The sequence below is a fragment of the Brevundimonas sp. C43 genome (genome assembly GCF_030732185.1).
GTDB classification, from domain to species: Bacteria; Pseudomonadota; Alphaproteobacteria; order Caulobacterales; family Caulobacteraceae; genus Brevundimonas; species Brevundimonas diminuta_C.
Window position 1 is genome coordinate 1,627,146 of the sequence record NZ_CP132231.1, and the last position, 19,928, is coordinate 1,647,073.

At 67.2% G+C, this 19,928-nt stretch carries 22 protein-coding genes and 1 riboswitch; of the genes, 8 read left to right on the top strand and 14 right to left on the bottom strand.

What is annotated here, in order from left to right; all coding sequences use genetic code 11:
- The 3 genes from Q9R14_RS08270 to Q9R14_RS08280 form a co-directional block, all read right to left on the bottom strand.
- A complete protein-coding gene (locus tag Q9R14_RS08270; RefSeq protein WP_306002018.1) occupies positions 1-621 on the bottom strand; it encodes a nicotinamidase in 621 nt (206 codons plus the stop codon).
- On the bottom strand, positions 621-1,586 hold the full coding sequence (locus tag Q9R14_RS08275; RefSeq protein ID WP_306002019.1) for a class 1 fructose-bisphosphatase: 966 nt from the start codon (positions 1,584-1,586) through the stop codon (positions 621-623). The genes Q9R14_RS08270 and Q9R14_RS08275 overlap by 1 nt, the downstream gene beginning before the upstream one ends.
- Before the next feature lie 131 nt (positions 1,587-1,717).
- A complete protein-coding gene (locus Q9R14_RS08280; RefSeq protein WP_306002020.1) occupies positions 1,718-2,755 on the bottom strand; it encodes an alpha/beta hydrolase in 1,038 nt (345 codons plus the stop codon).
- Positions 2,756-2,860: 105 nt separating this feature from the next.
- A riboswitch (glycine riboswitch) is annotated at positions 2,861-2,958 on the top strand.
- 143 nt (positions 2,959-3,101) lie between these two features.
- Here Q9R14_RS08280 and gcvT point away from each other — a divergent pair.
- From gcvT to Q9R14_RS08315, 7 genes are all read left to right on the top strand, one after another.
- Complete coding sequence (gene gcvT / locus Q9R14_RS08285; RefSeq protein WP_306002021.1) at positions 3,102-4,214, top strand: glycine cleavage system aminomethyltransferase GcvT; 1,113 nt, start codon at positions 3,102-3,104, stop codon at positions 4,212-4,214.
- 11 nt (positions 4,215-4,225) lie between these two features.
- The gene (gene gcvH / locus Q9R14_RS08290) at positions 4,226-4,591 is read left to right on the top strand and encodes a glycine cleavage system protein GcvH (RefSeq protein ID WP_306002022.1); all 366 of its coding nucleotides are present in this window, start codon (positions 4,226-4,228) and stop codon (positions 4,589-4,591) included.
- Positions 4,592-4,656: 65 nt separating this feature from the next.
- A complete protein-coding gene (gcvPA, locus tag Q9R14_RS08295) occupies positions 4,657-6,003 on the top strand; it encodes an aminomethyl-transferring glycine dehydrogenase subunit GcvPA (RefSeq protein ID WP_306002023.1) in 1,347 nt (448 codons plus the stop codon).
- 12 nt (positions 6,004-6,015) lie between these two features.
- Positions 6,016-7,584, top strand: a complete 1,569-nt coding sequence (gcvPB, locus tag Q9R14_RS08300; RefSeq protein WP_371929710.1) for an aminomethyl-transferring glycine dehydrogenase subunit GcvPB — start codon at positions 6,016-6,018, stop codon at positions 7,582-7,584.
- 66 nt (positions 7,585-7,650) lie between these two features.
- Positions 7,651-8,568 (top strand): SDR family oxidoreductase, encoded by a 918-nt coding sequence (locus Q9R14_RS08305; protein WP_306002024.1) that lies wholly within the window; start codon positions 7,651-7,653, stop codon positions 8,566-8,568.
- A 211-nt stretch (positions 8,569-8,779) separates the two neighbouring features.
- Positions 8,780-9,184, top strand: a complete 405-nt coding sequence (locus Q9R14_RS08310; protein ID WP_306002025.1) for a PGPGW domain-containing protein — start codon at positions 8,780-8,782, stop codon at positions 9,182-9,184.
- A 132-nt stretch (positions 9,185-9,316) separates the two neighbouring features.
- Entirely contained in the window at positions 9,317-9,787 is a 471-nt protein-coding gene (locus Q9R14_RS08315) for a DUF6789 family protein (protein WP_306002026.1), read from the top strand.
- A 76-nt stretch (positions 9,788-9,863) separates the two neighbouring features.
- Here the strand turns inward: Q9R14_RS08315 and Q9R14_RS08320 are convergent, their stop codons facing one another.
- The 5 genes from Q9R14_RS08320 to Q9R14_RS08340 all read right to left on the bottom strand — a co-directional run bounded on the left by Q9R14_RS08320 (position 9,864) and on the right by Q9R14_RS08340 (position 12,454).
- Positions 9,864-10,379 (bottom strand): F0F1 ATP synthase subunit B, encoded by a 516-nt coding sequence (locus Q9R14_RS08320; protein WP_306002027.1) that lies wholly within the window; start codon positions 10,377-10,379, stop codon positions 9,864-9,866.
- A complete protein-coding gene (locus Q9R14_RS08325) occupies positions 10,379-10,951 on the bottom strand; it encodes a hypothetical protein (protein WP_112861543.1) in 573 nt (190 codons plus the stop codon). Before Q9R14_RS08325 ends, Q9R14_RS08320 begins: the two co-directional genes overlap by 1 nt.
- A gap of 68 nt (positions 10,952-11,019) precedes the next feature.
- Positions 11,020-11,244 (bottom strand): F0F1 ATP synthase subunit C, encoded by a 225-nt coding sequence (locus Q9R14_RS08330; RefSeq protein WP_017505298.1) that lies wholly within the window; start codon positions 11,242-11,244, stop codon positions 11,020-11,022.
- Between the two features lie 58 nt (positions 11,245-11,302).
- Entirely contained in the window at positions 11,303-12,088 is a 786-nt protein-coding gene (locus Q9R14_RS08335; protein WP_306002028.1) for a F0F1 ATP synthase subunit A, read from the bottom strand.
- A 6-nt stretch (positions 12,089-12,094) separates the two neighbouring features.
- A complete protein-coding gene (locus Q9R14_RS08340) occupies positions 12,095-12,454 on the bottom strand; it encodes an AtpZ/AtpI family protein (RefSeq protein WP_306002029.1) in 360 nt (119 codons plus the stop codon).
- Between the two features lie 251 nt (positions 12,455-12,705).
- Between Q9R14_RS08340 and ispH the strand changes: the two genes are divergently transcribed.
- Positions 12,706-13,677 carry a 4-hydroxy-3-methylbut-2-enyl diphosphate reductase gene (gene ispH, locus Q9R14_RS08345; RefSeq protein ID WP_271042792.1) on the top strand — a complete coding sequence of 324 codons (972 nt, stop codon included), beginning with the start codon at positions 12,706-12,708 and terminating at the stop codon, positions 13,675-13,677.
- On the opposite strand, the gene Q9R14_RS08350 is transcribed toward ispH, so the two are convergent.
- The 6 genes from Q9R14_RS08350 to Q9R14_RS08375 all read right to left on the bottom strand — a co-directional run bounded on the left by Q9R14_RS08350 (position 13,674) and on the right by Q9R14_RS08375 (position 19,927).
- Positions 13,674-15,233 (bottom strand): ATP-binding protein, encoded by a 1,560-nt coding sequence (locus Q9R14_RS08350; protein WP_306002030.1) that lies wholly within the window; start codon positions 15,231-15,233, stop codon positions 13,674-13,676. The two genes, ispH and Q9R14_RS08350, sit on opposite strands and share 4 nt — an antisense overlap.
- Positions 15,234-15,341: 108 nt before the next feature.
- A complete protein-coding gene (gene scpB / locus Q9R14_RS08355) occupies positions 15,342-16,013 on the bottom strand; it encodes an SMC-Scp complex subunit ScpB (RefSeq protein WP_052247644.1) in 672 nt (223 codons plus the stop codon).
- A complete protein-coding gene (locus tag Q9R14_RS08360; protein ID WP_306002031.1) occupies positions 16,010-16,828 on the bottom strand; it encodes a ScpA family protein in 819 nt (272 codons plus the stop codon). Before Q9R14_RS08360 ends, scpB begins: the two co-directional genes overlap by 4 nt.
- Before the next feature lie 6 nt (positions 16,829-16,834).
- Positions 16,835-17,884 (bottom strand): beta-N-acetylhexosaminidase, encoded by a 1,050-nt coding sequence (gene nagZ / locus Q9R14_RS08365; RefSeq protein WP_306002032.1) that lies wholly within the window; start codon positions 17,882-17,884, stop codon positions 16,835-16,837.
- Positions 17,881-18,660: an SPOR domain-containing protein gene (locus Q9R14_RS08370; protein WP_306002033.1), complete on the bottom strand. Its 780-nt coding sequence runs from the start codon at positions 18,658-18,660 to the stop codon at positions 17,881-17,883. The genes nagZ and Q9R14_RS08370 overlap by 4 nt, the downstream gene beginning before the upstream one ends.
- Before the next feature lie 76 nt (positions 18,661-18,736).
- Positions 18,737-19,927 (bottom strand): deoxyguanosinetriphosphate triphosphohydrolase, encoded by a 1,191-nt coding sequence (locus tag Q9R14_RS08375; RefSeq protein ID WP_306002034.1) that lies wholly within the window; start codon positions 19,925-19,927, stop codon positions 18,737-18,739.
- Position 19,928 lies beyond the last annotated feature (1 nt).

The following is a 19,928-nucleotide window of genomic DNA, read 5'->3' on the forward strand; positions in this document are numbered from 1 at the left end:
CTAGCTCAGCAGGGACGCCGCCGCGATCTCCGCCACGCCCAAGGCCCGGAAACTGTCCCGGGCCGCCGCCTCGGTTTGCGGCGCGATGGCCCGGCTGGCGTCGGCGATCACTACGGCTTCGAACCCTTCGCGAACCGCATCCTCGGCCGTGAAACGGACGCAGTAGTCGAAGGCCAGACCGCACAGGAAGACACGCGTCACGCCCAGGCCACGCAACAGGCCGGCCAGGCCCGTCGGGGTGCGGTGATCGTTCTCGAAGAAGGCGGAATAGCTGTCGACCGCCGGATTATACCCCTTGCGAATCACGGCCATGGCCTTGTCGACCGCCGGCGCGGCATCGGGATGAAAGTCGGCGCCGGGCGTGCCCTGAAGACAATGATCCGGCCACAGCATCTGGCGACCGTAGGCCGCCTCGATCTCGGTGAACGGCGCCGCGCCGGGATGGTTGGAGGCGAAAGAAATCTGGTCCGGCGTATGCCAGTCCTGCGTCACGATCACGAGGTCGAACCGGGCCGACAGGCGGTTGATCAGCGGCATGATCCCCGCACCGCCCGCGACCGCCAGACGGCCGCCTTCGCAGAAGTCGTTCTGCGGATCGATGACCAGAAGGGCGTCGCTCATCACACGCCTGCGTAGACGTCGATCTCGTTGGCCGAGCCGAGCGCGACGGGGATGCGCTGGTGCAGGTGCTCGGGCTGTACGTCCATAATGGCCTGACGACCATCCGTCGTCGCCTTGCCGCCGGCTTGTTCGACCAGGAAGGCCATCGGATTGCCTTCGTACATCAGCCGCAACTTGCCCGGCTTGTTCGGCTCGCGCCTGTCCCAGGGATAGAGGAAGACCCCGCCCCGCATCAGGATGCGGTGAACATCCGCCACCATGGCCGCGACCCAGCGCATGTTGAAGTTCTTGGCTCGCGGCCCCTCGTCGCCCTTCAACAAGTCGCCGACATAGGTCTGAACCGGCTCGGCCCAGTGGCGCAGGTTCGACATGTTGATGGCGAACTCCTTGGTGTCCGGCGAAATGGCGATCTCGTCGTGCGTCAGGATCCAGTCGCCATCGTTCGACAGGGTGAACCCCTTCACGCCCGCGCCCGTCGTCAGCACCAGCATGGTCTGCGCCCCATAGACGGCGTAGAGGGCGGCGACCTGATTGCGGCCCGGCTGCATGAAATCGACCTCGCTCGGCGTCGCGGTCGCGGACTTCAGCACCGAGACGATGGTACCGACGGGGGCGTTGATGTCGATGTTGGACGAGCCGTCCAGCGGGTCGAACAACACCAGATATTCGCCGGCGGGGTTCGAGGCCGGTTGGACCTCGTCCATCTCTTCCGACGCGACGCCGGCGACGGCCGGGCTGGCCAGCAGGGCCTCGGTCAGCATGTCGTTGGTCATCACGTCGAGCTTCTTCTGCTCCTCGTCCTGCACATTGATCTGGCCCGATGCGCCCAGCGCCCCGGCCAGGGCCCCGCCCGCAACCACCTTGCTGATGTCCGCGCAGGTGGCGGCGACTACGGTCAGAACCGTCTTCAGCCCCTCGGGCGCATCCAGGGCGGCGATATGGGCGTCAAGGCGTGTGCGGGTCATGCGGTCGGTCCGGTTCTGGGCGTTGCGCCGTTTTGGCGGGGGACAGGCCCTAGGGCAAGGCAGCAGGGCGAGGCGGCAACGAAAACGCCCCGGCGAAACCGGGGCGCTTCCTTATCCTTCGACGTTGTCGATCAGATCGGCAGGATCGCCGTACCGAACGCCCGTTTCAGTTCGTGGGCGGCGAAGGTCTGGGCCGCCGCCGCATCCGGCACGACCGCCGCCATGCCGAAGAACTCGTGCGTCGAGCCGTTGAAGGTCTTGTGACGCACGTCGACGCCCGCCTGCTCCAGCTTCTCGGCCAGAAGTTCGCCTTCGGTGCGCAGCGGATCGATCTCGGCGCAGATCACCGTCGTCGAGGGCAGGCCCGACAGGTTCGCCTTCTCGACGATATTGATGCGCGGGTCCTGCGCATCGGCCTCGTTGGCGAAGATGTGCTTCACGAACCACTTCATCATCGGCTTGTTCAGCGGCTTGGCGTCGGCGTTCTCGACGTAGGACTCATTGTCCATGTCCACGCCGGCGACCGGGTAGACCAGCACCTGATGTTTGGGCGCCGGCAGGCCGGCGTCGCGCGCCATCATCGACACGCCGATGGCCAGGTTGCCGCCTGCGCTTTCGCCCATCACGGCCACCTTCTGCGGGTCGCCGCGGAAGGTCTGCGCATTCTCCAGCACCCAGCGATAAGCGGCCAGGGCGTCGTCGTGGGCGGCGGGGAAATGATGTTCCGGGGCCTGGCGATAATGGACCGACACCACGATCACGTCGGCCATCTTGGACACGCCGCGCGGGCCGCCGTCATAGACGTCCAGATCGGCGATCACGAAGCCGCCGCCGTGGAAATAGACGACGACCGGGTGCAGCTTGTCTTCGGAATGGTCGTGCGGCTTGTAGATGCGCGCCTGGATCTGGCCGGCGGCGCCGGGAATGGTGATGTCGCTGGTCTTTACGCCCATGTCGTCGCTGGGGTCCTTGCCGTCCTTGCGCAACAGCGATTTCACCGCATCGGTCGGGGTCGGTTGCTGGCGGGCCTCCTCTGGCGACAGGGTCTCGATCGGCTTGCCGCCGAGGGACGCCAGTTCGTCCAGAACCTTCTGCATCGGGCCATCGGCCTTGGCAGGCGTATCGCGCGGCTTGTCGTTGTCGCCGAACAGCTTGTCTATAATGGACATTTTCGCATTCCTGGGTTTGGTTTCGGGGTTCGGAACGACAACCCGCCGCACGCATCCTTGTTCCCGGCCCGCTTGACTTGGCGCTTGAGTCGATGCCTTAGGTCGCAAGCTCTCGCGGGAGAGATCGGGCGCTGGAAACAGGGTTCGACGCCGAAGGCGCAACCGCCCCGGAAACGCTCAGGCAAACGGACCGCGAAGCATACGGACGCTGGAAAGTCGCCCATTCGGGCGCGCCGACGGAGCAAGGCGACATGATTTGGTCGCCGGAATCTCTCAGGCTTCAGGACAGCGGGGGCGCGAGGACGGCGGAGCTCCGCCACAACACGCGACCGTGAAAGCCTGAACCATGATCGACCAGACCCTGAAGACCACGCCCCTGAACGCCGCGCATCGCGCGCTGGGCGCCCGTATGGTGGGCTTCGGCGGCTATGACATGCCGGTCCAGTACGAAGGCGTTCTGGCCGAGCACCGCTGGACGCGGGAACACGCCGGTCTGTTCGACGTCTCGCACATGGGCCAGTGCAAGATCACCGGCGAGGACGCGACCGCCCAGTTCGAGCGTTTCGTGCCCGGCGACTATGCAATCCTGAAGGCCGGCAAGCAGAAGTATTCGCTGCTGCTGAACGGCGAAGGCGGCGTCATCGACGACCTGATGGCCGGACGGCCGGATCACGACGGACTGTTCGTCGTCGTCAACGCCGGCAACAAGGACGAGGACTTCGCCTTCTGGGAAGCCAATCTGGAAGGCGACGCCAAGCTGACGGTGCTGGACCGCGCGCTGATCGCCATCCAGGGGCCGGAAGCCGCCGAGGTCATGGCCGCGCACGAGCCGATCCTGGCCGAAATGGGCTTCATGGAATGCGCCCGTCTGATGCTGTTCGGCGCCGACTGCTACGTCTCGCGCTCGGGCTACACCGGCGAGGACGGCTATGAGATTTCGGTCCCGGCGGATCAGGCCGAGCGCATCTGGAACACCATTCTGGAAGACGCTCGCGTCAAGCCGATCGGCCTGGGCGCCCGCGACAGCTTGCGTCTGGAAGCGGGCCTGCCGCTGCACGGCCACGACATCGACCCGACCACCTCGCCGGTGGAAGGCGCCCTGACCTTCGCCCTGTCCAAGTCACGCAAGGAACGCGCGGACTTCGCCGGCGCCGAGCGCATCCTGAAGGAACTGGCCGACGGCCCCTCGCGAGTTCGCGTCGGGCTGATCGTCAAGGAAGGCGCCCCGGCCCGTGAAGGCGCCGAAATCGCCGACGCCGACGGTAACGTGATCGGCAAGGTCACCTCGGGCGGCCCCTCCCCGACCTTGGGCAAGAACATCGCCATGGGCTACGTCCCGCCGGCCCATGCCGCACTGGGCATGGCGCTGAAGGTCATCGTGCGGGGCAAGACCGCCGCCGCCGAAGTCGTCGCCATGCCCTTCGTGGCCCAACGCTATTACCGCAAACCCAAAGCCTGAGAGATCAGACCATGAAGTTCACCAAGGATCACGAGTGGGTCAGCCTTGACGGCGACATCGCCACCGTGGGCATCTCCAAACACGCCGCCTACGCCTTGGGCGACGTGGTGTTCGTCGAAGTGCCTGAAGTCGGCAAGACCGTCTCCAAGGGCGACAGCTTCGCCGTGGTCGAGAGCGTCAAGGCGGCGTCGGACGTCTACGCCCCCGTCTCGGGCGAAGTGGTCGAGGCGAACGACGCCCTGTCGACCGCCCCGGAAACCGTCAACTCGGGGGCCGAGGCCGACGGCTGGTTCGCCAAGATCAAGGTTTCGGACGCCTCGCAACTGGACGCCCTGATGGACCAGGCGGCCTACGACGCCTTCCTCGCCACCCTCTAAGCCCCATCGGACCCTCTGATTAAAAGTCAGAGGGTCTTCGGCCTTTCATGGCCCAGGACAAGACCATGCGTTACCTCCCCCTGACGCCCGACGACCGCACGGCGATGCTCGCCGCCATCGGCGCGAAATCCATCGATGATCTGTTCGTGGACGTGCCCCAGGCCGCCCGGCTGGACGGCCCCGTCGATCTGCCGCGCGTCGCGGGCGAGCTGGAGGTCGAGCGCGCCCTGTCCGCCATGGCGGCCAAGAACGCCACGGCCGGCGCCGTGCCCTTCTTCTGCGGCGCAGGCGCCTACAAGCACCATGTCCCGGCGACGGTGGACCACGTGATCCAGCGCTCGGAATTCCTGACCAGCTACACCCCCTACCAGCCTGAAATCGCGCAAGGGACTCTGCAGTACCTGTACGAGTTCCAGACCCAGGTCGCGAACCTGACAGGCATGCCGGTCGCCAATGCCAGCCTGTACGACGGTTCGACCGCCATGGCCGAGGGCGTGCTGATGGCGACCCGCGTAACCCGCCGCAACAAGGCGGTGATCTCGGGCGGCGTGCACCCGCACTACGTCAAGGCGACCGAGACCGTGGTTCACGCCGTCGGCGTCGAGACCCTGGCCCTGCCCGCCGCCGTGGACGCCGAGGCCGCCGTGATCGACCAGATCGGTCCCGACACCGCCTGCGTCGTCGTGCAGACGCCCAACGTCTTCGGCACGGCCACCGATGTCACCAAGATCGCCGAGGCCGCCCACGCCGCCGGCGCCCTGCTGATCGTCGTGGTCACCGAGGCCGTGTCGATGGGCCTGCTGAAATCGCCCGGCGAGATGGGCGCCGACATCGTCGCGGCCGAAGGCCAATCGATCGGCAACGCCCTGAACTTCGGCGGTCCCTACGTCGGCCTGTTCGCCACGCGCGAGAAGCTGATCCGCCAGATGCCCGGCCGTCTGACCGGCGAAACGGTGGACGCCGACGGCGAGCGCGGCTTCGTCCTGACCCTGTCCACGCGCGAGCAGCACATCCGCCGCGACAAGGCGACGTCGAACATCTGCACCAACTCGGGCCTGTGCACCCTGGCCTTCACCATCCACATGAGCCTGCTGGGCGAGACGGGTCTGCGCAAGCTGGCCCTGCTGAACCACGAAAAGGCCGTCGCCACGCGCGACGCCCTGGCCGCCATTCCGGGCGTCGAAATCCTGACCGACCGCTTCTTCAACGAGTTCGCGGTGCGCCTGCCCAAGAACGCGGCCGAGGTCGTGGATCAGTTGGCCGCCCATCACGTCCTGGCTGGCGTGCCCTACAGCCGCCTGGCCCCCGACGCCGGCATGGACGATGTCCTGCTGGTCGCTGCGACCGAGACGACCCTGGATGCCGACATCCAGATTCTCGCCAAGTCGCTCTCCAAAGTCCTCGGCGCGTAAGGGATACTGACCATGAGCACCATGAACACCGTCGGCCGCCCGACCGCCCCGAACCAAGTCCAGACCAAGCCCGCCACTCTGACTGGCGGCCGCGGCCTGTTGCAGAACGAAGCCCTGATCTTCGAGGGCGACGGCTGGGGCAAGACTGGCGTCGATCTGCCGGAACCCAAGACGGACGGCTCCGACCTGGGCGAACTGGTCCGCAAGGATCCGATCGGCCTGCCCGGCCTGTCCGAGCCGGAAACCATGCGCCACTATGTGCGCCTGAGCCAGAAGAACCACGCCATCGACCTGGCCATCTATCCGCTGGGGTCGTGCACGATGAAGCACAATCCGCGCCTGAACGAGAAGATGGCCCGCCTGCCCGGCTTCTCAGACATTCACCCGCTTCAGCCGATCTCGACAGTTCAGGGCGCGCTGGAGCTGATGGACACCCTGGCCCATTGGCTGAAGACCCTGACCGGCATGCCCGCCGTCGCCCTGTCGCCCAAGGCCGGCGCCCACGGCGAACTGTGCGGCCTGATGGCGATCCGCGCCGCCCACGAGGCGTCGGGCCAGCATGAGAAGCGCCGCAAGGTCCTGGTGCCCACCAGCGCCCACGGCACCAACCCCGCCACCGCCGCTTTCGTCGGCTATTCGGTGGTCGAAGTCGCCCAGACCGAGGACGGCCGCGTGGACGTCGCCGACCTGGCTTCGAAGCTGGGTGACGACGTCGCCGCCATCATGGTGACCAACCCCAACACCTGCGGCCTGTTCGAGCGCGATATCCTGCAGATCAGCCGCCTAACGCATGAGGCCGGCGCCTATTTCTATTGCGACGGCGCCAACTTCAACGCCATCGTCGGCCGCGTTCGTCCGGGCGACCTGGGCGTCGACGCCATGCACATCAACCTGCACAAGACCTTCTCGACGCCCCACGGCGGCGGCGGTCCGGGCGCGGGTCCGGTGGTGCTGTCCGAAGCCCTGGCCCCCTTCGCCCCGGCCCCCTGGGTCGTGCATGACGAAGGCGGCTATCGCCTGATCGAGCGCGAGGAAGACGAGGCCGAGCAAGCCTTTGGCCGTCTGTGCGCCTTCCAGGGCCAGATGGGCATGTACACCCGCGCCCTGTCCTACATGATGTCGCACGGCGCCGACGGCCTGCGTCAGGTCGCCGAGGACGCCGTCCTGAACGCCAACTACATCAAGGCCCGGCTCGGTGACTTGATGTCGGCCGCCTTCCCCGACGGTCCCTGCATGCACGAGGCGCTGTTCGACGACGAATGGCTGAAGGGCACGGACATCACCACGCTCGACTTCGCCAAGGCGATGATCGACGAGGGCTTCCACCCGATGACCATGTATTTCCCGCTGGTCGTCCACGGCGCCATGTTGATCGAGCCGACGGAAACCGAGTCCAAGGCCGAGCTGGATCGCTTCATCGAAGCGATGCGCGCCCTGGCCGGGGCCGCCAAGGCCGGCGACGTCGATCGCTTCAAGGGCGCGCCCTTCCACGCGCCGCTCAAACGCCTGGACGAGACCCGCGCCGCCCGCTCGCCGGTCCTGCGCTGGACCGCGCCGGAAGGCTCCAACAAGGCGGCCTGATCCCGAAGTCGCCCCTTCCTGCGGGAAGGGGCTGACGCGGGGCGGATCCATCGCTAGGTCATGGCTATGACCTGGACGACGAACGACATCCCCGATCTTTCCGGCCGACTGGCCATCGTCACCGGCGCGACCGGCGGGCTGGGGCTTGAAACCGCCCTGGTGCTGGCCGGCAAGGGCGCGGAGGTCGTGCTGGCGGCCCGCAATCCCGACAAGGGGGCCGAGGCCGAACGGCTGATCCGGTCTCGTCATCCGAATGCGGCCGTGCGGTTCGATCTGCTGGACCTCGCCAGCCTGGCCTCCATCCAGGCCTTCGCCGAGCGCCATCTGGCGACGGGACGCCCCATCGACATCCTGATCGACAATGCGGGCATCATGGCCCTGCCGACACGCCAGACGACCGTCGATGGGTTCGAGATGCAGTTCGGGACCAACTACCTGTCCCACTTCGCCCTGGTCGGCCGCCTGCTGCCTTTAGTGACGGCTGCGAAAGCCCGCGTGGTCCAGCTGTCCAGCGTCGCCCACCGCAGCGGCCATATCCGCCTGGACGACCTGAACTATCAGACCCACTACAGCCCGTGGCCCGTCTATCAGCAGTCCAAACTGGCCATGCTGATGTTCGCCCTGGAGCTTCAGCGCCGCAGCGACGCCCACGGCTGGGGCCTGACCAGCGTGGCGGCTCATCCCGGCTTCGCCCGCACCGACCTGATCGCCAACGGCCATGCCGGCAAGCCCGGCCTGTTCGCGCGCGGCGCCCGGTTGCTGGAGGCCGTGCTCAGCCATTCGGCCGCCGACGGCGCCCTGCCGATCCTGATGGCCGCGACCCTGCCGGACCCGACGCCCGGCGGCTATTACGGCCCCACCGGCTTTCAGGAGATGAAGGGCCCGCCCGGCGTCGCGGTGATCAAGCGCCAAGCCAGGGACGCCGATGTGGCCAGGCGTCTGTGGTCGGAATCAGAGCGTCTGACGGGCGTGGCCTACGGCTGATGTCGCGAGACGTGTCCGTCGCGCCACGGTGCGGAGCGATCGTCTCTTCATGACCAAAGCTTCACCCGCCGGACATCCATCCGCCATGGACGCTGGGCGTTAAGAGGTCTTGTGGCAAGGTCGTCACGGTCGCCTTTTCCTTTCCCGACGAGGGATCGCGCGCCCGTGGCGACCGTTGTCATTACGATACTCCTCACCACCTGGCTTATTCGTGACCTCACTCCCCGTTCCCTTCGTCCGCTCTGACAAGCCGCGCGCCTCGACGCTGCGGGTCATCAAACGCTGGGCGCTGATGGTCGGCGGTCTGTTCGTCGTGCTGCTGGGTATTCTGATCGCCCCCCTACCCGGCCCGGGCGGCATTCCCGTTATCGCCGTCGGCCTGATGCTGATCCTGAAAAGCTCGTTCTGGGCCAAGCGCCAGTTCATTCGCGCCCAATATGCGCGGCCGAAATGGGTCTATCCCTTTCGTCGCCTGATGCGAAAGAAGCCGGAGTTCGCGCCGGTCTTCTGGCAACAGGCGCTGCGGGCCGAGAAGATTGTCACCAGACGCTCCAGCCGTCGCCTCTCGCGCGGCCGAAAGAGCATTCGGCGTTATTTCCGCAAGCTCTTCCGCTGATTAGCGCCTGATTTCGCGGTTGCGTTGCTGCAACCGCTAACCACAGGATCGTGAACACCGCTCTCCCAAGTCAGGCGTATCCTGTCTGCGCGTTATCAGAGAACCACTTAGGCGTTGGGAGGCGCTAAGGTCATGATGTCACGCGTACAAAAAGGTCTGATCGCCGGCGTTGCGGCGACCGTGGCTGTCTCGCTGCTCGAAATACCCAATATGTTCCTTAACTGGTTCGATCCCTTCCAGGGGGTCATCGCTAGCATGCTTGGAATGCCCGGCAATCTGGCCGTCGGCTGGATCGTCCATGTCATCAGCGGCGTCTTTATCCTGGGGCCGCTATTCGCCATCCTGTGTCCCCGCTTGCCGACGGACACGCCCGAGACCAAGGGCATCGTCTTCGCCGTCGGCGCCTGGATCCTGATGATGGCCGCCATCGTGATGTTCGGCAACTACCGCACCTTCACGGCCGGCGCGGGCTTCGGCACGTTCGCCTGGCTGCTGATCACCCACGCGGTCTTCGGCATCGTGCTGGGCAACGTCTATGCCCGGCTGGTGGCGCGCGACAAGCGGATGGGCGCGACCATCATCGGCGGCGCCCACGCTCACTGATCACGGCTTGCTGTCCAAAGAAAAAGGCCCCCGACGGCGACGTCGGGGGCCTCGTTTCATTCAGGATCAGCCCTGATCAGTTCAGGCGATCGCCGATCTGGGCGATGGCGCTGTCGAGCAGCGGATCCTTGGCGCCGCTGGCGACCCGTGCGGCCAGAACCTGTTCCGCCGACTTGGCGGCCAGATCGGCGGCGGCGGCCTTCACCTCGGCCGAGGCCTGGGCTTCGGCTTGGGCGATGCGGGTTTCGGCCATCTTCTGGCGACGGGCCAGGGTCTCTTCCAGCTTGGCCTTGGTCTCGACTTCCAGACGACGGGCGTCGGCTTCGGCCTGAGCCATCATCTCGGCGGCCTGGGCTTCAGCCTCGGCCTTCTCCTTGCGGATCTGGGCCAGCAGGGCTTCGGCTTCGGCGCGCAGGCGCGCGGCCTCGTCCAGGTCGGCCTGGATCTTGACGGCCTTGGCGTCCAGCGCCTTGCCGGCCATCTTGGGCACGCCTGCGGCGATCAGGATGCCGAAGAAGATGATCAGGCCGATGCCGACCCAGATCTCCGCATTGGCGAAGCTCCAGATGCCGTGTTCGAAGATCAGGTTCATCAGGCGGCTCCCTTGACGGCGGCCAGCTCGGCGGCGGTCGCGGCCTTGCCGGTCAGACGTTCGACCATGGCGGCGGTCGTGTCGGAGGCGATGGTGGAGACATTGGCCATGGCGGCGTCGCGGGTCTTGCCGATCGAGGCTTCCGCCTCGGCGATGCGGGCGTTGACCACGGCTTCTTCGGCGGCCTGACGAGCGTTCGCTTCTTCGGTCACGCGCGCCTTGGCGGCGGCGGCCGTGGCGCGGGCGTCAGCGCGAGCCTTGGCGACTTCGGCCTGAGCCTGGGCGGCCTGGTCGGCGGCTTCGGCCTGAACCTGGCGCGCGGTCGCGACGGCGGTGGAAATGGTGTCGGCCCGTTCGTCCATCACCTTGCGAAGGCGTGGCGCGAAGACCTTGGAGACCAGAACGTACAGGATGACGAACAGGATCAGCAGATAGCCGATCTGGCCCGCCCAGTGTTCGAACTGGAATTGCGGCAGGCCGCCCGAGCCGTGCTCGGCGGGGGTCGCCGTCTCGGCGTGCAGGTCCGCTTCGACCGAAGGGGGGACCGCGTCGATGGTGTGGGTGCTGGCCATGAACCGTCTACTGCAGGATCAGATGAAGCGGCGCGCGGGCGAACCCCGCGCGCCGTGATCGACTGATATCAGCCGAAGATCATCAGGATGCCGAGCACGAAGGCCAGGATGCCCAGGGCTTCGGCCAGAGCGGCGCCGACGAACAGGTTGCCGACTTGGCCGGCGGCGGCCGACGGGTTGCGCAGGGCGCCGGCAAGGAAGTTGCCGAAGATGTTGCCCACGCCCAGGGCCGAACCGATCATGCCCAGGGTGGCGAGACCAGCGCCGATGTACTTCGCGGCTTCAGCGTCCATGATTGTATTCCTAGATTAAAGTCGTTGGTGGTTGGGGTGAAGAGACTGGTCCGGCCCTTTAGTGGGCGTGGTCCAGGTTGACCACATCGTTCAGATAGATGCAGGCCAGAACGGCGAAGACGAAGGCCTGGAGGAAGGCCACCAGGAACTCCAGAGCGGTCAGGGCGACGACCATGCCCAGCGACAGGGCCGCGACCGGGAAGGCCAGCAGACCGATGCCGCCGCCCAGGCCCAGCAGGCCCAGCGACACGACGAAGCCGGCGAAGATCTTCAGCGCGACGTGACCGCCCAGCATGTTGCCGAACAGACGCAGCGCCAGGGTGACCGGACGCAGCAGGAAGGACACGAACTCGATCAGGCCGACCACCGGGCGCAGCGTCAGCGGCGCGCCCATCGGCCAGAACAGCTTGAAGAAGCCCAGGCCGTTCTTGGCGAAGCCGACGACCAGCACCAGACCGAAGGTGATCAGGGCGAAGGTGGCGGTGATGGCCAGCTGCGAGGTCGCTGTGAAGGTCAGGAACAGACCCAGGATGTTCATGCCCAGGATCAGGATGAACAGGGTGAAGATGAACGGGAAATATTTGCGGCCTTCGTGACCGATGATGGAATCGGCCAGATTGTCGATCAGGCCGAACAGGCCCTCGCCGGCGGCTTGCAGACGGCCGGGCACGACCTGGGCGTTCGCGGTCACGGCGGCCAGGAAGCCGACGATCAGCACGAAGGCGACCGTCATGGCGATGTGCGAGTTGGTGATCGCCAGATCGACCGTCCCCAGCACAGGCAGGGTGACGTCGCCAAGGTCGACGACCTTCTGAATCGCAAACTGATGAATCGGATCGGCCATGAAGCCCTATCGTTCCCCGTCTTCGTCGGCCTCGACGTAGGGCTCGGCCGGAGCCGTCGTCCCTTGCGCCTTGGCCTGCGCCATCAGCCGGTTGGCTGTGCGACGCGCCATGTAAATCGACAAGGCGAAGCCCAGAAGGACCCCGCCGATCAAACCCCACGGACGGGTCCCGAAGGCCCAGTCTGCGATCGCTCCGAACGCCAGTCCCACGAAGACGCCGCCGAGAAGTTCGGCGATGATCTTGTAGGCCTGACCCGACACCTGTTGGCCGGTCAGTTCGGCGGATTTCTCCGCCGTGGTCCGCGCCTCCAATGCGGATGCGCTGTCTTGGAGGCGTTTGATCGCCTCTTCGCGCGATTCCGACATGGGGGATAGGACCTGTGCGTTCGGCGTCCAGACAGTGCGTCTGGACGGGTCTGAATTCGGCGCGGAAACTAATCGTGAGCGGCCTACAGGTCAAGGCGTCGTGATCATAGTCTAAGGCATTGTAGAATATCGACTTTCCATTCGCACCCGCCCGCCGTGACGATGCGCCGCTGCTGCGGGCGACAGAATCCGTCGCATCCGCCCTTCGGCTCCGATGGCGGTCAGCGCCGCAAACGACTAGGTTCGCCGCCATGAATGCGCATGTTCCTGTCCCCAACGCTCCGCTTCGCCCGCTTTCGGTGCGGTTGGCCACCCCGCGGGGCTTTTGCGCCGGGGTCGATCGCGCGATCCAGATCGTCGAGCGCGCGATCGAAAAGTTCGGCGCCCCCGTCTATGTGCGTCACGAGATCGTCCACAACAAACATGTGGTCGAGCGGCTGAAGGCCATGGGCGCTGTCTTCGTCAAGGAACTGGACGAATGCCCTGACGACCGGCCGGTCGTCTTCTCGGCCCACGGGGTGCCCAAGTCCGTGCCGGCGACGGCGCGGGCGCGTGAACTGGTCTTCCTGGACGCGACCTGCCCCCTGGTGTCCAAAGTGCACGTCGAGGCCGAGCGTCACCATGCGGCCGGCCGCCACATCATCCTGATCGGCCACGCAGGCCACCCCGAGGTCGTCGGCACCCTGGGCCAGTTGCCGCCCGGCGCCATCACCCTGGTCGAGACCGAGGCCGACGCCGAATCGTTCGAACGCCCAGACGACGCGCCCCTCGCCTACGCCACCCAGACCACCCTGTCGGTGGACGACACGGCGGGCATCCTGAAGGTGCTGAAGCGCCGCTTCCCCGAACTGCCCGATCCGCACAAGGAAGACATCTGCTACGCCACGACCAATCGCCAGGACGCCGTCAAGGCGTTGGGCGAGGGCTGCGACCTGGTGCTGGTCGTCGGATCCAAGAACTCGTCGAATTCCGTGCGCCTGGTCGAGGTCGCGATGCGCGCCGGCGCTCCGGCCGCCTATCTGGTGGACGATGCGTCCCAGGTGGACTGGTCCTGGTTCGACGGCGTGAACACCGTCGGCGTGACTGCCGGCGCCTCGGCCCCCGAGCCGCTGATCGAGGCCCTGGTCGACGCCATCCGGGCGCGCTTCGACGCCACCGTGACCGAAGACGACGGCGCGCGCGAAACCGTCACCTTCAAACTGCCGCGCCTGCTGACGGCCTAGGCGACCGCCTCCAAAGGCAAGACGACGCGGAAGGTGCTGCCGGCGCCGGGCGCGGTGACGATCTCGATCTTGCCGCCCATCAGAGCGGCCAGACCGTGCGCCGCCGTCAATCCCAGTCCCAGCCCTTCGGCGGTGCGCGTCGCGCTTTCATCGCCCTGGGTGAAGGCCTCGAACAGGCGCGCCGCCTCCGCCGGCTCCATACCCGGCCCCGTGTCCTCGACCTCCAGCACCAGGCCCGCGCCCGCACCCGGGCGCGCGACGGCGCGCAGCATCACGCCGCCGGTGCGCGTGAACCGCACCGCATTGTCCGTCAGCGCCGCCATCAGCTTTTCGACGTGGACCGGGTCGCCCAGCCATTCGCCCTCGGCCGCCTCGACCGAAATCTTCAGCCCCTTGGCCTCGGCCGCGCCCCGGAAGTCGTTGGCGACCCGCCGCAACAGGTTGTCGGGCCGGAATGGCCGTGTCTCCAGCGCCACCGCCCCGTCGCGCAGCCGCACGACATCGAGCAACTCCTCGACCAGCCTCAGTTGCTGACGTCCCGACGCCTTCAGGATTTCCAGCCGCTCGCGCTGCTGCGGCGTCACCAGATCGGCCCCGATAATCTCGGCCATGCCCAGAACCCCGTTCAGGGGCGTACGCAGTTCGTGACTGACGTTGGACAGGAACCGCGTCTTGGCCCGGTTCGCCGCCTCGGCCCGCTCCAGCGCCGCCGACAGGGCGACCTCGGAGGCCTTGAGGCGCCGCACGTCGGCCGTCGTGTTCCACAGCAGCGACCCCGTGCCGATCAGCAGCACGATGAACAGCAGCAGCAGCAGCGGCCCGGCCTTGGTCAGGATCTGATAGCCGGGCTTTTCCGGCGCCCAGACGACACGCCCCAACAGGGCGCCGCCGACATCGCGGACATCGACGCCGACCATGCCCTTGGGCGGCTCCGAATCGCCGGGCTGGAAGTGAATCCGGTCCAGCGCCAGCCTCGTCTTCAATGGCTCGAGCTCGCCGGCGAACGGTTTGAACGACGCGACCACCGGATCGGACGCCGGCGTCGATCCGCCCGCCGTATGCCGCACCACGGTCGAGGCTCCCAGCACATAGACGTCGTCGCCGACGCGAACGAACGCCGCCTTCAGACGCACCCCGGCATCCGCCGTGACCGATCGGTCGCGCCCGGCGGCCTGGGCCCTGAGCGCATCGATCAGCGGACGGGCCGCCTGACCGAAAGGCTGGCCGATCTGCGCCTCGGCCGGTCGCCCCAGGGTGCTGATCCGAAACAGCCGCCCGGTCCCGTCATAGCCGAGGGTGAACTGATGCTTGTGCTGCGCGGCGTAGAAGGCGCCGAAGTTGCGGTCGTACCAGGCCACATCGCCCGCCGTCATCCGATCGACGGCCTCGTCCCAGACCGAGGCGGTGGTCAGGTTTTCGCCAATGGTCTCCAGCGCGCGCGTCAGACGCAGCCGCACCAGACCTTCTTCCTTGCTAGCCTGGTGGGCGTCGATGCCGCGGCTGACGATGGCCAGAACCCCGGCCATGCCGACGATGGACGACAGCATCAGGATCATTGCGATCCTGAACGTGCTCCACGCCCGCCAACCCGTCATCGATGTCACGCCACTCATACGGTCTGGCTTACGGCGCGCAGACTAAGACGGCGTGAACATCACGCTGGGTCAGCTGCGTTCGCCGACGAAATCCTGCGCAAACTCGGGCGCCTCGTCGTCCAGCGGCAATGTGCCGTCCTCGTCGTCGGCCTCCGACGCGCGGCTGGGGTCCGGCACCTCGAACCCGACCGGAAGCGACAGGTCCAACAGGCCCGCCGCCTTCATCTCCTGCACGCCCGGCAGATCGTACAAGGTCGCCAGGCCGAAATGCTCCAGGAACCGATCGGTGGTCGCATAGGTGACGGGCCGTCCCGGCGTGCGCCGGCGTCCGCGCAACCGCACGAACCCCATCTCCAGCAGCAGGTCCAGCGTGCCCTTGGAGATGCTGACGCCGCGCACGCTCTCGATCTCGGCGCGGGTGACGGGCTGGTGATAGGCGATGATCGCCAGCGTCTCCAACGCGGCCTTGGACAGACGGCGCGGCTCCTCGCGCTCCTGCGTCATCATGAAGGCCAGGTCGGGCGCCGTGCGGAAGCGCCAGCGGTCGGCGACGCACTCCAGCTCGACCCCCCGCCCCTCATAGCGGGCGCGCAGACCCGATATGGCGCGCGCGACGTTGCAGTTCTCGGGCAGGCGCGCGGCGATCTCGGCCGCCGTCAGCGGCCCGGCGGCGGCGAACAGCAGGGCCTCGACCCGCCGTTCAATCTCGGCTTCGTCGGGCTGGAACGACAGGTCGCTCACGGCGTCAGCTCCAGGGGCTGGCCCGGTCCGCGCCGCTTCAGATACAGGTCCGCAAACGCCTCGCTCTGCCGGATGTCCATCGCCCCCTCCTTCACCAGCTCCAGACTGGCCGACAGGGTCGAGGCCGTAAAGCTGGCCTGACTGGGCCCCTCTTCGTCCTCACGATGGGGCGCCACCTGTTCCAGCGGCGTCCAGTCGGCCAGCTTGGGCATGATCTCGCGCAGCCAGTCGCGCGCGGCTTCCAATGGAAAGGCCTCGACCCGCTGGCCGGGGGCGTAGCGCCGGGCCTCCTCGCGCCGGCGCTGCACCACATAGGCGCTCATCAGTTCGTACAGGCTGGCGTCGATACGATCCGAAGGCACGATCACCGTCGCTTCGGGATCGCCTCGCGTGAAGACGTCGCGCTTCAGCTGGGGCCGAGCCATCAGCTGTTCGACGGCCTTGCGCATCGCCTCCAGCTTCTGCAGCCTGAAGGCCAGGGCGGCGGCCATCTCTTCGGCCGGCGGTTCTTCGGCCTTGCCCTTGTCGGTGCGCGGCAGCAGCAGGCGCGACTTCAGATAGGCTAGCCAAGACGCCATCACCAGATAGTCCGCCGCCAGGGCGAAGTTGCGCCGCCGCGCCTCATGCACGAAGGCCAGATACTGTTCCGCCAGCTGGGTGATCGACAGCTTCAGCAGATCGACCTTCTGGTTTCGCGCCATGGCCAGCAGGACATGCAGCGGTCCCTCATAGCCTTCCAGATCGACGACGAAGGCCTCGCGCGCCTCGACCTCCTCGGCGTTGAAATCCAGGTTTGGCTGGAACGACTCCGTCATAGGTCTTTAGGCCTGCGCCTCACCCACGTCCGGTCCCTTGGCGACGTCCATGCGGCCGCCCATGGCCTTGAAGAAGCGGTCGTGCCCGGCGACGGGATCCAGCGGCTCGGGCGTCCGCACGATCCGGGCCAGCGCGGCGTCCGCCCGGCGGCGCGCCCCGCCCTTCAGCGGTCCGACGCCCTCGGCGACCTGGCGCATTTCGTCCATGTCGCCGTTCCAGTGGACGACGAGATCGCACCCCGCCTTCAGCGCCTTGTGTGCGCGCTGGGTCAGCGAGCCCGACAGGGCGTTCATCACCAGATCGTCGGACAGCAGCAGACCGCCGAATCCCAACCGCTCGCGGATCAGGCGAATGGCCTTCTTCGACTGCGTCGCCGGATGTTTGCGATCGATCGCGGTGAAGACGATGTGCGCCGTCATGCCGATCGGCATGTCCGACAGGGCCTTGAACGGCGCAAAGTCCCAGGCGTCCAGCGTGTCCAGATCGGCATGAACCGTCGGCAGATCCTTGTGCGTGTCCGCAAAGGCCCGGCCATGGCCCGGCATGTGCTTGATGCAGGGCAGAACCCCGCCCGCCAGCAGTCCCTCCGCCGCCGCCCGGCCAAGCACGGCGACAGTCTCGGGATCGACGCCATAGGCGCGGTCGCCGATAATGTCGTGGGCGCCGGGAACCGGTACGTCCAGCACAGGCAGCAGATCGACGGTCACCCCGACCTCGCGCAGATCGTGCGCCATCAGACGTGCGCCCAGCCGCGTCAGCTCACGCGCCTGCGCCAACTCGTTCGTCGCCTTCAGATAGGCGTTACCCGGCGGATATTTGGGCCAGTGGGGCGGCCCCATCCGCTGGACCCGACCGCCTTCCTGGTCGATCAGGATCGGCGCGTCCGGATCGCCGATGGACGCCCGCAGCTCGTCGGTCAGGGCCCGCACCTGTTCCGGCGTGTCGATATTGCGCCGGAACAGGATGAAGCCCCAGGGTCGGACCTCGGCGAAGAAGGCCTTTTCAGCCTCCGTCAACCGATGTCCCAGGCAGCCATAGATGGCGGCGGACGTCACCGGACGATGCAGTCCCGGCCCGCCGCCTTCAGCGCGTTGCAGAAGGCCACCGCCCGTTCGCGCGACAGGCCCGAGAAGGCCGTCCGGTACAGGGTCGATCCGCTGGACGAGGTCACTTCGGTCACCCGCTTTTCAGCGCCCGAGGCGAACGCGCCGAAGCGGCCGGCGACGGTGGCGTATTCACGGTCCGCGATCTCGGTCGAGGAGAAGGCGCCGATCTGCACCGAGGCCGATCCGCCGGTCGCGGCCGGAGCCTTGGTCGCCGGCGCAGCGACGGGCGCGGGCGCCGGAGTCGTCGGACGCGGCGCAGGCGCGGCCGGCGTCGCCGTATTGGCGGGCGGCAGGCCCTGTCCGGTCGGTGCGGCGGTCGGCGGCGCGGCCGGACGCGGCTGAGGCGCCTCGGGCGGCGGGGTGAAGGTCACGGGCGCATCGGTGGTCTCGGTCTCGTCGCGATAGACGCGCACGCCCTCGGCCGGGTCGATCGGCTGGGCGTCGATGGGCGCGGCGGTCTTCATCTCGCCGACGGGCTGACCCACGGCCGGCGGCGCGTCGGTCGAAGCGCGCATGCCCGAACGATAGAAGAAGATCACCGCCACGATCAGCAGCAGCAGGACCACCGCGCTGATGATCAATGTCACCGGCGGCGCCTTGCCCCCGCCCGAGCCGACATTGCGGCCGCTGCGCGGGTCATAGCTGTTGCGGCGGAACGGCAGGTCGTCGTCGGTCGGCGGCGTATAGGCGCCCCGGCCGGGTTTGTTGTCGTCTTCAAAGGACATGGTCGCGCTCCGCCGTCTGTCGGCGCGAATCGGCGCGCCGAACGATCACTCTACGCCCCCGCGTGCATCTTTCGAATCACAGATCGAGGGCGAGGTCGAGGCTGAACAGCTTCTGGTGCACTTCTATGGCGTAACGGTCGGTCATGCCGGCGATATAGTCGCACACGGCCCGCGCCCGCTGCGTCTTGTCCGGGGTCATGGCCGGCTCGCCCCACTCCGGCGGCATGACCTCAGGCTCGGCCATGAACAGTTCGAACAGCTGCGACAGCACGCGCCGCGCCTGACTGCGGGTTCGGTTGACGCGGTAGTGGCGATACATCCGCTCGAACAGGAACTTCCTCAGCACCGCCAGATCGACGTGCATGGCGTGCGAAAAATCCACCATCGTGCGCCTGGCCATCCGCACGTCCTCGGTCGTGACGACCCGGTCTTCCTCCAGCCGCCGCGCCGTCTCGGCCAGCACGTCCTCGACCATGACGCCGATCATCCGCCGCACCGCCTCGATACGCAGCATCCGGTCGTCGATGTCGGGATATTCGCGGCGCACCTCGGCCAACATCGGGCCGATCAGCGGCACCTGATCCAGATCGCGCAAGGTGATCAGACCCGCCTGCACCCCGTCGTCCACGTCATGATTGTTATAGGCGATGTCGTCGGCGATGGCCGCACACTGGGCCTCCAGCGAGGCGAACGTCCCCAGCCGCAGGTCCCACCCCGCCTCGCCGCCGGCCGCATAGGGGCGCACCACCGACCAGGCCGGCTCGTCCAGCCGGTGCGACACCGGGCCGTTGTGCTTGATGACGCCCTCGACCGTCTCCCAGCTCAGGTTCAGCCCGTCGAACTGCGGATAGCGGTTCTCCAGCTCGGTCAAGACGCGGAAGCTCTGGACGTTGTGATCGAACCCGCCGTGATCGCGCATCTGCACCACCAGCTCGTCCTCGCCGGCGTGGGCGAAGGGCGGATGGCCCAGGTCGTGGGCCAGGGCGATGGTTTCCGCCAGATCGTCGTCCAGCCTCAGCGCATGGGCCAGCGACCGCGCGATCTGCGCCACCTCCAGCGAATGGGTCAGGCGGGTGCGATAGTGATCGCCCTCATGCGCCACGAAGACCTGGGTCTTTTCCTTCAACCGCCGGAACGCCGTCGCATGGATGATGCGGTCACGGTCCCGCGCAAAGGCGGTGCGCGTGCGGCTGGCGGGCTCGAAAACGCGGCGGCCCTGGGTCAGGTCGGCGCGCTCGGCGTAGGAGGCGAGGTCTGTGTGGCTCAAG

Excerpts from the sequence above, each read along its gene's own strand:
- Q9R14_RS08360 (WP_306002031.1), bottom strand. The coding sequence starts at position 16,828 with ATGACGGAGTCGTTCCAGCCAAACCTGGATTTCAACGCCGAGGAGGTC.
- Q9R14_RS08325 (WP_112861543.1), bottom strand. The coding sequence starts at position 10,951 with ATGGCCAGCACCCACACCATCGACGCGGTCCCCCCTTCGGTCGAAGCG.
- gcvH (WP_306002022.1), top strand. The coding sequence starts at position 4,226 with ATGAAGTTCACCAAGGATCACGAGTGGGTCAGCCTTGACGGCGACATC.
- Q9R14_RS08320 (WP_306002027.1), bottom strand. The coding sequence starts at position 10,379 with ATGAACCTGATCTTCGAACACGGCATCTGGAGCTTCGCCAATGCGGAG.
- gcvPB (WP_371929710.1), top strand. The coding sequence starts at position 6,016 with ATGAGCACCATGAACACCGTCGGCCGCCCGACCGCCCCGAACCAAGTC.
- Q9R14_RS08270 (WP_306002018.1), bottom strand. The coding sequence starts at position 621 with ATGAGCGACGCCCTTCTGGTCATCGATCCGCAGAACGACTTCTGCGAA.
- Q9R14_RS08340 (WP_306002029.1), bottom strand. The coding sequence starts at position 12,454 with ATGTCGGAATCGCGCGAAGAGGCGATCAAACGCCTCCAAGACAGCGCA.
- Q9R14_RS08315 (WP_306002026.1), top strand. The coding sequence starts at position 9,317 with ATGATGTCACGCGTACAAAAAGGTCTGATCGCCGGCGTTGCGGCGACC.
- Q9R14_RS08305 (WP_306002024.1), top strand. The coding sequence starts at position 7,651 with ATGACCTGGACGACGAACGACATCCCCGATCTTTCCGGCCGACTGGCC.
- gcvT (WP_306002021.1), top strand. The coding sequence starts at position 3,102 with ATGATCGACCAGACCCTGAAGACCACGCCCCTGAACGCCGCGCATCGC.
- Q9R14_RS08350 (WP_306002030.1), bottom strand. The coding sequence starts at position 15,233 with ATGATCCTGATGCTGTCGTCCATCGTCGGCATGGCCGGGGTTCTGGCC.
- Q9R14_RS08370 (WP_306002033.1), bottom strand. The coding sequence starts at position 18,660 with ATGTCCTTTGAAGACGACAACAAACCCGGCCGGGGCGCCTATACGCCG.
- Q9R14_RS08335 (WP_306002028.1), bottom strand. The coding sequence starts at position 12,088 with ATGGCCGATCCGATTCATCAGTTTGCGATTCAGAAGGTCGTCGACCTT.
- gcvPA (WP_306002023.1), top strand. The coding sequence starts at position 4,657 with ATGCGTTACCTCCCCCTGACGCCCGACGACCGCACGGCGATGCTCGCC.
- Q9R14_RS08280 (WP_306002020.1), bottom strand. The coding sequence starts at position 2,755 with ATGTCCATTATAGACAAGCTGTTCGGCGACAACGACAAGCCGCGCGAT.
- ispH (WP_271042792.1), top strand. The coding sequence starts at position 12,706 with ATGAATGCGCATGTTCCTGTCCCCAACGCTCCGCTTCGCCCGCTTTCG.
- Q9R14_RS08275 (WP_306002019.1), bottom strand. The coding sequence starts at position 1,586 with ATGACCCGCACACGCCTTGACGCCCATATCGCCGCCCTGGATGCGCCC.
- Q9R14_RS08330 (WP_017505298.1), bottom strand. The coding sequence starts at position 11,244 with ATGGACGCTGAAGCCGCGAAGTACATCGGCGCTGGTCTCGCCACCCTG.